Below are 12,235 nucleotides of genomic sequence, written 5' to 3'. Positions count from 1 at the left end.
GTGTTGGATTTTTTATGTTTACTGGATAATTACAAATTCATTCCGCCCGAAACTTCTATGCGTTGACCATTTACCCATTTAGCATCCTCGGAGCATAAAAAAGCTACAACACCGCCAATATCATCTGGTAAACCAACACGTCCTAGAGCGGTTAAAGAAGCAACAAATTGATTGAGTTGCTCGTTATCTCTAACAGCACCACCTCCAAAATCGGTTTCTATAGCGCCAGGAGCTACTACATTTACTCTAATTTTTCGATCCCCAAATTCTTTTGCTTGGTAACTAGTCAAAGTTTCTATTGCTCCTTTCATACTAGCATAAGCAGCATATCCTGGAAATGAAAAACGGGTCAATCCAGACGAGATATTTACAATTCCGCCACCGTCATTCAGTAATTGCAATGCTTTTTGAGTCAACAAAAAAGGCCCTTTGAAATGAATATCAACCATATTGTCCAATTGATTTTCGGTGGTTGTGGCAATACTTTCATGAACTCCAATCCCTGCATTATTGATTAAAAAATCAATTTTATCTGTACCAAAAGTGTTTTGCAAAGTTGATTTTACATTTTGAAAAAAGGAATCAAAACTGCTTGCTTCTGCAACATTCAATTGGATTGCTACTGCTTTTTGTCCTAATTTTTCGATTTCAGCTACAACTTCTTCTGCTTCGTCTTTTTTACTGTGATAAGTTAACACTACATCCAATCCTTTTTCGGCAAGACTCAAAGCCATATTTTTTCCTAATCCACGACTTCCTCCTGTAACCAGCACTATTTTATTTTGCATCTTAAATTTTGTTTTAAATTATGTAAGACAAAATTAGTGGAGTTCTAAAATTCCATTATTGTAAATATCAATCCAGAATTTGCAAAATTCAAATCAAATTATTTAAACTCTAAAAGACAAAGGCGACAAAGCAGTTTGTTTTTTAAAGAAATTAGAAAAATGTGCCAATTCTTCGAAACCGAGTGAATAGGCAATTTCCGAAATATTCCAATCCGTTTCTTTTAATAAAATCTTGGCTTCCTGAATCAATCGTTCGCTGATTAATTCGGTGGTCGTTTTACCTGTATTTTCCTTTAAAACTTTATTCAGATGATTGACGTGAATGGACAAACGATCCGCAAAATCTTTGGCCGATTTCAATTCCAATCGTTGGCGAGAAGATTCAATAGGGAATTGTCTTTCCAATAATTCTACAAATAAAGAAGAAACTCTGGCTGCCGAATTGTGCTTAGAATACAAGGCGGTTATGGGTTGCAATTTTTGCCCAAAGTGAATCAGCTCCGCTACATAATTCCGAATCAAATCGTATTTATAAACATAATCTGAATTAATTTCTTGATGTATCTTTTTGAAAATTAAGTCCATTTCATTAGCCGCTTCTGTTGTCAGCTGAAATACTGGATAACCATCTGTTTGGAAAATAGGCAGCTTTTCCAAGTCGATCCCGATTTTGTCTTTGGTTAAAAACTCACTGGTAAAAACACAAAAATGACCTGACTGTTGCATATCCAAGGGAAGATAATTATACGGAATCTTGGGCGTTGCAAACAAAAGAGCCTGTTCTTCAATTTCAATGGTTCGATCAGCATACTCTACTCTGTTTTTGCCTCGAATCAAACTTATTTTATAATAGGCTCTTCGGTCGTATGGCATATTGCATTGTCCCTTCAATCTTTCGTATAATTCTTTGATATTAAAAACATTAAAATGTCCAATTTCTTTTTGAATTCCATTAGGCAACAGTTCGCATGGATTAGCAAAACTGTCGCTGGAAATGTCTTCATAAAACTCGTCGATTGATTTTGATTTCATTGGAAGTAAATTTGTAAAAATCAAATATACGAATTAATTGAAATGTATATTTGTTTTAAATCCTTTTATCTTTTTAAAAAAAAATTAAAAAATTTATCTTTTTTTAAAACCATACTTCTGTTTTGTTCGTAAATGGCTTTATAACAAAAACATTTTATATCATGAACAAAACAAATTTCAACAATCGCCTTGCTTCTTTTTTCCTTTTAGGAACATTAGCACTAACAATTCTTTCTTGTAATAATGATGACAATGATTCATCAAGTATGCCACCAATGGCTCCCGATGTGAATTTTACAGCATTGACCAATACTAATGCCATTGTAAAATACAATGCTAGAAATTTAGCAACACCAACTTCGACAACAGCTATTACTGGTTTGCCTAGTGGAGAAAAAATTGTGAGTATCGATTACCGACCAGCAACTGGACAATTGTATGCCGTAGGAACTTCAAGCCGTCTTTATTTTATTAACGAAGAATCGGGTTTGGCTACCGCTTTAGGATCTGCTGCTTTTACTCCAGCAATAAGTGGAGCTAGTGCTAACATCAACTTTAATCCAACTGTTGATAGAATTCGTTTGGTAACTCCAACGGGACAAAATTTACGTTTGCACCCTGAATTAGGAACTGTTGCCGCAACTGATGGTGCAATAAATGGAGGATCAACTCCTAGCATTGGAGCGGTGGCTTACACCAATAGTGTTGCAGGTGCTTCAACCACACAACTTTTTGATATTGACTTCGCACAAGATAAATTATACCTACAAAATCCACCAAACAATGGAACTTTAGAAGAAATTGGTGATTTAGGTGTTGATTTTACTGGAGTTGGAAACTTCGATATCCTTCCAGATAACAGTTCAGCTTTGGCCGTTACTTACAGCAATAATGTATCTTCATTATTCACTGTTAATTTAAAAACTGGAAAAGCAGAAAAAGTAGGTACTTTTGGATTAGCGGTTATCGGAATTGCTTTCAAAACCAATGCTGTGGCTTATGCAGCTTCGTCTGATAATAAATTATACCGATTTGACCCAACCAATCCAATGATGAATTCTGTTGCTTTTGTTGGACTTTTGGCTAGTGAAACTATTGTTGGTTTGGATTTTAGACCTGCAAACGGGACATTATTTGCCATCACTAATCAAAGTAGATTATTGACTGTAAATACTGCCAGCGGACAAGTTACTGCTGTAGGAACTTCTTTAGCACCTGCTGTATCAGGAACTTCTATCGGATTTGATTTTAACCCAATGGTAGATAGAATAAGACTAGTAACCAACACTGGTCAAAACTTAAGATTACACCCTGATTTAGGGACCGTTGTTGCAACAGATCTTGTCCTAAACCCAGGAACACCAGCTGTTAGTGGAGCTGCCTATACGAATAGTTTTGCTACTACTGCTAGCACTAATTTATTTGTTGTAGATCATACAACGAATATGCTTTACAACCAAAATCCTCCTAACAACGGAACTTTAGTAGCTGTAGGCGCTTTAGGAATTGATGTGGATGCGGATAATGGTTTTGATATTGGAGGAAGCTCTAATAAAGCTTTTGGTTTGTTTAAAGTTGGAGGAATGACAGGCGTATATTCTGTGAATTTGACCACTGGAGCTGCTACAAAAATTAAGGATTTTAATATCACTGCTACTGCAATGGCAGTTGGTCTAGGATTCTAGAAATAAAAATTCATTTTGTTTTAGTTAGAAACCCCAGTCAGGATTTGAAAAAAATCTGGCTGGGTTTTTTGATTAATTTCCATCAATAATTTTTAATTAAAATGTAGGAATATTTGAAATTTTAATTAAATGAACCCTTGTAATAAAATAAAAATTGTGTTACTAAAGTTTTTCTATTTGGTCTAGTAATTCTGTACAACTTTTTGTTCGATTTTCAATATTTTTCAAACAACCTTCAATACATTTTACATATTCATTACTGATTTCTGGATTTTCATATAAAATATCTAGAAATGAGCTTCCTGCTGGAGGTTGACCAATCAATAAAGTATACCAAATTGCTCCAATTGAATAAATATCAGATCTTTTATCTATTAATCTTGGATTTTGTATTAATTCAGGAGCATTATAATAACCGCTTATTGTTCCTTCACCAGTTTTTGTAAACCTAGAATGAAGTTCATTTTCTATAAATATACTTAAACCAAAATCAATAATTCTAAATTGATTTGGCATAGATGCCATTATGTTACTTGGTTTTAAATCTCGATGAATAATTCCAATCTCTTCATGAGCATGATTTAATGCTTTTACAATATTTTTTATTAATTCTAATGCTTTGTCTTGTTTTAAAGTGCCAAAATCATTTAAAATTTGATTTAAATTTCTTCCATTAAAATATTCCATTCTAATAAAAGGTCTGCTCCCTATCATCCCTGCATCATAAACTTTGATAATTGAAGGATGGTTTAATTTAAATAACATTTTAGCCTCTTGAAAAAACCTTTCAAGTTCTTTTCCCCCACCTTCATAAAAAGCTGGAGCAAAAACCTTAACTGCAAAAGGCAATTGTAATAGTCTATGTTCATATAGATAAACTAATCCAAAACCACCATTTCCAATTATTTCCTTTTCTTCATAATTCTTACTAAATTCTAAAGCACCTTCACCTGTTTCATATTCAAGAATTTCTAATATAGGATTTATTGCTTCACTAATTATAACTCTTCTTTCCGCATATGTAGGAGCTTCAGATTTTATCCATGCCCAAAACTCATCAGATGTTCTACAAAGTTTTAAGAACCTTGGAATTACTTTTTCTAAATTGGACTGGGATAAAATTAATTTTCTAAATGTACTGTATTCTTTTTGTTCTAGTCTTCCACCAGTTGCCAAAGAAACAAGTCCCATTTTAAATTGTTCAATTTGCAGAATGATATCATCTTCTTCTGATAATCTGTTTAATTCATTGGTTTTCATAAAATTTTAACTAACTGATTTAATTATTTTTTCAAAAATTTATGAAAATGTTTAAAAAGCCTTCTTTTTCAATTAAGCGTTTTACTCCCCTCCCAACAGCTCCATCAACTCCAAAGCTATTCGAGTAGATTTTACATTATCAAAAGTCAATAAAAGACGTAATCCGGCAGGCGTTTGTTTTTCTTTCATTACACAGATAGAACTGTTTTTTTGAACAAACTCAATCACTTTTTGAAAACGGTTTGAAGTATAATAATCGGATTGTTGGTCGGACACAAAATAGCCAATCATCTTGCCTTTTTTCATTACCAGTTTTTCGATTCCTACTTTGGTGGCAACCCATTTGATGCGAATGCTGTTCATTAAAGCCAATGCACGTGGCGGCATTGGACCAAAACGGTCAATCAATTTATTTTGGAAAACAACCAATTCTTCTTCGTTGGTCACGTTGCCCAATTCGTTGTACAAACTCAATCGCTCCGTCACATTATTGATGTATTCGTCCGAAAACAACAACTCAAAATCGGTGTCGATTTGCAAGTCTTTTACATATTCCTTTTCGACTCCGCTATCTTCGTTTTCATATAAATCCTTAAATTCATTTTCCTTCAATTCATCGATAGCTTCGTTCATAATTTTTTGATAGGTATCAAAACCAATTTCATTGATGAAACCACTTTGTTCGCCTCCTAATAAATCTCCTGCACCACGAATTTCCAAATCCTTCATCGCAATATTGAAACCGCTTCCCAGTTCCGAGAATTGTTCCAAAGCCTGAATTCGTTTTCGGGCATCATCTGTCATTGCGGAATATGGTGGACAAATAAAATAACAAAACGCTTTCTTGTTGCTGCGCCCTACTCTACCTCGCATTTGATGCAAATCAGACAATCCAAAATTATTGGCATTATTGATGAAAATCGTATTTGCATTCGGAACGTCCAATCCGCTTTCGATAATCGTTGTAGCAACCAAAACATCGAATTCACCGTTCATAAAAGCCAACATCAATTCCTCTAATTTGGCTCCGTCCATTTGACCGTGACCAATTCCAACTCTAGCATCAGGAACCAATCGCTGAATCATTCCGGCTACTTCCTTGATGTTTTCGATTCGGTTATTGATAAAGAAAACCTGTCCGTTACGCTGAATTTCATACGAAATCGCATCCCGAATCATCTCTTCACTAAAACCAACCACATTCGTTTCGATAGGATAACGATTGGGCGGAGGTGTTGTAATTACAGATAAATCGCGTGCCGCCATCAACGAAAACTGCAAAGTTCTCGGAATTGGCGTTGCTGTTAAGGTCAGCGTATCGACATTGGCAGCAATGGTTTTGAGTTTATCTTTTACGTTGACGCCGAATTTCTGTTCCTCATCTACAATCAACAATCCGAGGTCTTTGAAAACCACATTTTTGTTGACCAATTGATGCGTTCCAATAACAATATCGAGTTTCCCTTCGGCTAATTGTTTGAGGGTTTCGGCTTTTTGTTTGGCTGTTCTAAAACGGTTCAGATAACCAATAGAAACGGGCATATCTTTCAATCGTTCCGAAAAAGTACGGTAATGCTGGTACGCCAAAATCGTGGTTGGAACCAGAACCGCCACTTGTTTGGAATTGTCTACCGCTTTGAAAGCGGCACGAATGGCAACCTCTGTTTTTCCAAAACCTACATCTCCACAAACCAATCGATCCATCGGACGGTCGCTTTCCATATCGGCTTTGACTTCAGCAGTTGATTTGGTTTGGTCGGGTGTATCTTCGTAAATGAAGGAACTTTCCAATTCGTTTTGCAAATAACTGTCGGGCGCAAAACGGAATCCTTTTTCCAATTTCCTTTTGGCGTACAACTGAATCAAATTGAACGCAATATTTTTGACACGTGCCTTGGTTTTCTGCTTCAGAATCTTCCAGGCATTCGACCCAACTTTATAAATTTTGGGTGGTGTTCCATCTTTTCCGTTGTATTTCGAAATTTTGTACAGCGAATGAATGCTCACATACACAATATCATTGTCGGCATAAACCAATTTAATCGCTTCCTGAGTTTTGCCCTCGACCTGAATTTTTTGCAAACCTCCAAATTTCCCAATTCCGTGATCGATGTGCGTTACATAATCACCAACTGTCAAAGTTGTCAACTCTTTTAAAGTAATATTTTGCTTTTTGGAAACCGAATTTTTGATGTTGAATTTATGATAACGCTCAAAAATTTGGTGATCGGTATAACAAGCTAATTGGTTTTCTTCATCGATAAAACCTTGGTAAATAGGCAAAACAATCGTGTTGTATTGCTTTCTGATATTCTCTGAATTTTCTTCGTCCAAGGTTTCAAAAATATCGTGAAAACGTTTGGCTTGGGCATCATTCGAACAAAACAAGTAATTTTTGTACCCGTTGAAATGATTGTCATTCAAATTATTCAGCAACAAATCGAATTGTTTGTTGAACGACGGTTGGGGCTTGATGTGAAAATCAAATGCTTTTTTAGTTTTATAAATCGCTTTGGAACTCAATTCCACAACCGAAAAATCGAGACTTTTCTTGATGAATTCTGCCTGATTCAGGAATAATTGATTTGGTGAAACGTGATTTACTGTGGCATTCAGATTTTCAAAAATCTCTGTGGCTTTGGCAAAAAGACGGTCTAGTTTTGTGAATAAACCTTCGGCATCTTGAATGAAAATAACCGTTTGATTGTTGATGTATTCCAAGAAACTTTCACGGTTTTCCTGAAAGAATTTGTTTTCTACATTGGGAATAATCGTGATTTTCTTTTGCTTTTCGATGGACAATTGGGTTTCCACGTCAAAGCTTCGAATGCTGTCTACTTCGTTGCCAAAAAACTCAATTCGGTACGGATTGTCATTCGAAAAAGAAAACACATCGACAATTCCTCCACGAACCGAAAATTCGCCCGGTTCGGTAATGAAATCCACTCTTTTGAATTCATATTCGAACAAGACTTCGTTGATAAAATCAATCGAAATCTGGTCGCCAACAGCCACTTTCAAGGTGTTTTTGTCCAATTCTTTTCGAGTTACCACTTTCTCGAAAAGCGCTTCAGGATAAGTGACAATAACCGCCGGTTTTTTGCGGGAATTGATGCGGTTCAACACTTCGGCACGAAGCAAAACATTGGCATTGTCGGTATCTTCAATTTGGTACGGACGACGATACGATCCAGGATAAAAAAGCACGTCTTCTTCGCCTATCATTTGCTCAAGATCATTCAAATAATAAGCCGCTTCTTCCTTGTCGTTTAGAATAAGTAAAAATGGTTTTTCCGTCTTTTTGAAAAGCGATTGTACCACAAACGAAAGCGACGAACCTATCAATCCATTCAACTGGATTTTTTGTTCGGCTTGTTGCAAACTATCGGATATTTGCTTGATTTTTGGCGAATTATCGTAAATCGTATATAAGCTTGCTTTACTCAACGCGAGGTGTATTTGGATTAAATTGTGGTGAATTTGGAATGGCTCTTGTAGAATCAAGCATTTTGATTAAATCAGACTCTCCTTCTTCGAGCGGAATTTTACTTTTTTGAACAATTTTGTCCATTTGATCTTGCATAGACACTAATTCTTTATTGATTTCAGGAATTAAAACCACTACTTTCTTGTACGGAATGTCACTTAAGTGAATGTATAAATCAAGCATTCTAACTTTGGTAATCAACATAGCAATTCTCGCTTTCATTTGAGGTTTGTCAAATTCTAGAGGAATTGTGTTATTTAAGAGCATTACTTTCTTGGAAAGTTCGGCTGATTTTTTCTGAAAAGCACCTATTGTTTTCTGGGGTTTGTGTTCTAATTCGCCTAAAAAGTGTCGCCATTCGGCCCAAGTGTTGGTACTGGCTTTTGCTGTTGCATTAATTGGATTGGCATTAAAAATCCATGCTTTATTGATGTTAGCAAAAATGACTGCTTTTCTTTGAACATCTTTCTTGGTTTCGACAATACGTATTTCGTTTTCGTCTTTACACGAATTCAAAATAAAAAAAAGAGAAAAAAGAAAAGCAAATTTAAAGTTCATTTCGAATTTATTAGGGCGTAAAGTTACAAATAAAGCATAGACAATAAAAAAACTATGCACGGAAGTACATAGTTTTTAGTAGAACTTTAACGATGAATCTATTTAGTGTACAAAGTTATAATTAACGCCTACACCAAATACTTGTCTGGTTTGAAAACCTGCAAAAGCATTGTCATCATATATGGTTTGGAACGTAAGATTAGCCGAAAGTGTTTTATTGATTTTCATCACAATATTAATTTGATAATCCAAATCAATATTCCCTGGTTTTTCTAAATAATTAGAATATAAACTCAAAATATTTTCGGCTGTTACGTTATCCATCAATTTGAATTTGTAATATCCAGAAGCATAAAAACCGAGTTCATAACGCAAACTTTTGTTGGCATCTACACCAAAATAGGATCCGTCAACATAACCTGGCAATGAAGTATAATCGTTATTAACAAAAGTCATTTTAGAGGTTAATGGCGCAAAATTTACTTTTAGATTATCACTTTTTTTCCAATAAATACCAGGTCCAAAAGTAAGATAAGCAGGAGAGAATATTCCTGTATTTTCTTGTCTTATTTCGGCTCCACCAGCATCTTTGCTGTAAATATAGCCGTCTGTAAATTGAGTTCTAAAATTTAAAATAAAGGAGTAATACCAATTTCCAGAAGCTCTTTTTCCGTAAACCGAATTGAATTCAAAACGGTCGTCTGTTTTCTTTTCGAAATCAGCATTTTGGGTTTGAAGCAGACCATAAGAAGCCAAAACGCGATTGTCCCAAGTCATGTTGTCTTGCTTGTAATTGAAATCATAATTGATTCCTAAATTGCCCGAAAGACTGCTTTCGCCACCGGCAACCCAGTTGTTAAAATTGGCTTGGTTGAACAAAAAAGTGATAAGTCCTTTTTTCGTCCATCCATTTCCAGAGGTATCTGCGATTACCTTAACAGAATTTTCAGTATGTTTTAATAGTTCCTTTTCGGTAGATTGCGCTTTAATTTTTGCTGAAACAGATAGCAGAAACGCTAATAAGATTACTTTTTTCATCATAAGAGTATTAGTTATACTACAAATGTAATGAAAAGAATAAAATGTTAAAATTTCAACAACTTAAAACAACTTATTTTTTGGGTGCTTTATACAAAGGAACTGCGGAACAAGCCTCGCCATACATAATACTCCGTGCATAAGCCTGCAAATGATGCGCTGCCAAAATATAGGCTCGCATTGGCACTGGTTTTTTCGAACAGCCTTTTATAATAACTGGCTTGTTTTCGTAAACCGAATAATCCAATTTGGAAAGAATTTCTTCATACAAAGCAGCATCCAAATCTTCGATAGTGCCATTGACAATTTTTTTGGCAAAAGGTGCCAATTGAATCGCCACCAAAATAGAAGCCCAAGCCGGAACAATAGCATCGGTACTGCAATGAATTGCCACATACTGATCTTGATATTGCGACCAGTCTTGATTTTTAAGATGCTCTCTAAAGTCTTTTTCTTTCAATAAAAAACCTTCCAGAAGCCATTGCGAAATATCAATTTGCGCACGAACTCCCTTTGGATAATAGTCTTCTAAATCGAAAACTTCCAAAATGCTATTGGCAACTTTATTTTCTATTTCTTCCATAATTTAGTGTTCAGTAATCAGTGTTCGGTGTTCAGTTGTGCACTGACTACTGAACACTGATTACTTTTTTAAAGCATTCCTAATTCTAACTTGGCTTCTTCGCTCATCAAATCTTTGCTCCAAGGCGGATCGAAAGTGATTTCTACTTCGGCACCTTTTACGTGCTCAATAGATTTTATTTTTTCTTCTACTTCTCTTGGCAAACTTTCTGCCACAGGACAGTTCGGAGAAGTTAATGTCATCAGGATTTTCACTTCGAAATCGGTACTTACCATTACGTCATAAATCAATCCTAATTCGTAAATATCAACAGGAATTTCTGGATCGTAGATGGTTTTTAATTTCGCTACAATGTCAGATCCTATTTGGTCTGTGTCTATAAATGTTTCCATAGTTTTTTTTTATTTTTGAACCATATAAGTCATATAAGTTCATTTAAGTTTTTTATTATTCTTCGTCTAATCTTTTATAAAAATCACCAAGATATGTTTGTTGACCTTCATGAAAAATATTACCTACATTAAAGTTAATTAATAAGCCCATTGGTGCTTCTAGAAGATTCATGTAAGAAATTAGCTGTGCTTTATGTATTGGTAGTATTTTATCAACAGCTTTAAGTTCTAAAACTAAACAATTTTCAATAAATAAATCACATCTTAAATCAGATTCTAATTCTAAACCTTTGTATTCAATAGGTATGGTTAATTCAGACACAAAACAGATTCCTCTTAAAGACAGTTCTTTTATCATGCACTTGTGATATATGCTTTCAAAAGTCCTGGGCCTAAATGTTTATGAACTTCGATTGCCGCTCCATTAACTCTGTAAACTAAATTTTTTAGTTCTTTTTTGTTACCATAAAACATATATTAAATGTAGTGCCATAAAGATAGTATTAAACTTTCTTATATGTGCTTATATGTCTTATATGGTTTAAAAAAAATTATTTTTTTGCATCGAATGCCAATGCGTACATTTTTATATTTTTGATCATCGAAACCAATCCATTGGCGCGGGTTGGCGACAAATGTTCTTTTAAACCAATTTCATCAATGAAATCCATATCAGCATTCAGAATGTCCGTAGCTTTTTGGTTGGAAAAAACCCGAATTAGAATTGCTATAATTCCTTTGGTCAGAATCGCATCACTATCGGCTGTAAAGACAATTTTGTCATCATTTTGTTCTCCTTTCAGCCACACTTTCGATTGACATCCCTTGATAATATTGTCCTCCGTCTTGAATTCTTCTTTGATTAATGGTAGGTTTTTACCCAAATCAATAATGTATTCATAACGTTGCATCCAGTCGTCAAACATGGCGAATTCGTCAATTATTTCGTCTTGTAATTTTTTAATACTCATTATTCTTTTTTTGCAAATGAATTTATTTTTACTACCAATTTTTTGATTGCTTCCGGTGGATAACCATGATCAAAAGAGGTGGTTTTATATTCTTTATCTTTATATCTAACTTCTAAATTCGCAATGGCAGCACCATCGTGAAAACGTTTTTCGGTAGGCGCTTTCAAAGTTACCAAACTATCCAAATTGATGGTTTCAAAATCCGAAATTAATTCTTTCCAATCAGCATCCGAAATTTTTGTCGGAACTGGTTTGTCATTACCACTTCTATCTTTCGAAACTGAAACTGTCTGATCTTGAATCGTAATTTTTTGATAGAAACCTCTGGTATTGGCGGTGTATTCCAAAACAGCCGTTTTCAGATCATTTTTGGTTTGGCTTCCACAACTTTTTCCAAGAAAAATACTCAATACAATCAGGGCGTATAGTTTCATTTTTTTA

Annotated in this window: 12 protein-coding genes; 1 reads left to right on the top strand and 11 read right to left on the bottom strand. The window is 34.8% G+C overall.

The genetic code is table 11. From position 1 onward, the window contains the following. Positions 1-29 precede the first annotated feature (29 nt). A complete protein-coding gene (locus OZP15_RS01960; protein WP_281336859.1) occupies positions 30-788 on the bottom strand; it encodes an SDR family NAD(P)-dependent oxidoreductase in 759 nt (252 codons plus the stop codon). Positions 789-890: 102 nt separating this feature from the next. Then, entirely contained in the window at positions 891-1,820 is a 930-nt protein-coding gene (locus OZP15_RS01955) for a helix-turn-helix domain-containing protein (protein ID WP_269226837.1), read from the bottom strand. A gap of 161 nt (positions 1,821-1,981) precedes the next feature. On the opposite strand from OZP15_RS01955, the gene OZP15_RS01950 reads away from it, so the two are divergent. Further along, positions 1,982-3,505: a DUF4394 domain-containing protein gene (locus tag OZP15_RS01950; RefSeq protein ID WP_269226836.1), complete on the top strand. Its 1,524-nt coding sequence runs from the start codon at positions 1,982-1,984 to the stop codon at positions 3,503-3,505. Positions 3,506-3,667: 162 nt separating this feature from the next. On the opposite strand, the gene OZP15_RS01945 is transcribed toward OZP15_RS01950, so the two are convergent. The 9 genes from OZP15_RS01945 to OZP15_RS01905 all read right to left on the bottom strand — a co-directional run bounded on the left by OZP15_RS01945 (position 3,668) and on the right by OZP15_RS01905 (position 12,228). Next, complete coding sequence (locus tag OZP15_RS01945; RefSeq protein ID WP_269226835.1) at positions 3,668-4,765, bottom strand: serine/threonine-protein kinase; 1,098 nt, start codon at positions 4,763-4,765, stop codon at positions 3,668-3,670. A gap of 81 nt (positions 4,766-4,846) precedes the next feature. Further along, positions 4,847-8,212, bottom strand: coding sequence for a transcription-repair coupling factor (mfd, locus tag OZP15_RS01940; RefSeq protein WP_281336858.1), 3,366 nt, complete (start codon positions 8,210-8,212; stop codon positions 4,847-4,849). Next, a complete protein-coding gene (locus tag OZP15_RS01935; RefSeq protein WP_281336857.1) occupies positions 8,205-8,810 on the bottom strand; it encodes a hypothetical protein in 606 nt (201 codons plus the stop codon). The genes mfd and OZP15_RS01935 overlap by 8 nt, the downstream gene beginning before the upstream one ends. A gap of 102 nt (positions 8,811-8,912) precedes the next feature. After that, a complete protein-coding gene (locus tag OZP15_RS01930; protein WP_269227851.1) occupies positions 8,913-9,848 on the bottom strand; it encodes a DUF3078 domain-containing protein in 936 nt (311 codons plus the stop codon). Between the two features lie 73 nt (positions 9,849-9,921). Continuing rightward, the gene (locus OZP15_RS01925; protein WP_269226831.1) at positions 9,922-10,431 is read right to left on the bottom strand and encodes a DUF2480 family protein; all 510 of its coding nucleotides are present in this window, start codon (positions 10,429-10,431) and stop codon (positions 9,922-9,924) included. Between the two features lie 68 nt (positions 10,432-10,499). Beyond that, the gene (locus OZP15_RS01920) at positions 10,500-10,823 is read right to left on the bottom strand and encodes a DUF59 domain-containing protein (RefSeq protein ID WP_281336856.1); all 324 of its coding nucleotides are present in this window, start codon (positions 10,821-10,823) and stop codon (positions 10,500-10,502) included. A 55-nt stretch (positions 10,824-10,878) separates the two neighbouring features. Next, on the bottom strand, positions 10,879-11,181 hold the full coding sequence (locus tag OZP15_RS01915) for a GxxExxY protein (RefSeq protein WP_269226830.1): 303 nt from the start codon (positions 11,179-11,181) through the stop codon (positions 10,879-10,881). Positions 11,182-11,374: 193 nt separating this feature from the next. Continuing rightward, complete coding sequence (locus OZP15_RS01910) at positions 11,375-11,794, bottom strand: SufE family protein (RefSeq protein ID WP_269226829.1); 420 nt, start codon at positions 11,792-11,794, stop codon at positions 11,375-11,377. Beyond that, positions 11,794-12,228 carry a hypothetical protein gene (locus OZP15_RS01905; protein ID WP_269226828.1) on the bottom strand — a complete coding sequence of 145 codons (435 nt, stop codon included), beginning with the start codon at positions 12,226-12,228 and terminating at the stop codon, positions 11,794-11,796. The genes OZP15_RS01910 and OZP15_RS01905 overlap by 1 nt, the downstream gene beginning before the upstream one ends. Positions 12,229-12,235: the final 7 nt, after the last annotated feature.

It is taken from the genome of Flavobacterium eburneipallidum, assembly GCF_027111355.2.
Lineage (GTDB): Bacteria > Bacteroidota > Bacteroidia > Flavobacteriales > Flavobacteriaceae > Flavobacterium > Flavobacterium eburneipallidum.
This window is presented reverse-complemented; position numbering and strand designations above follow the sequence as displayed.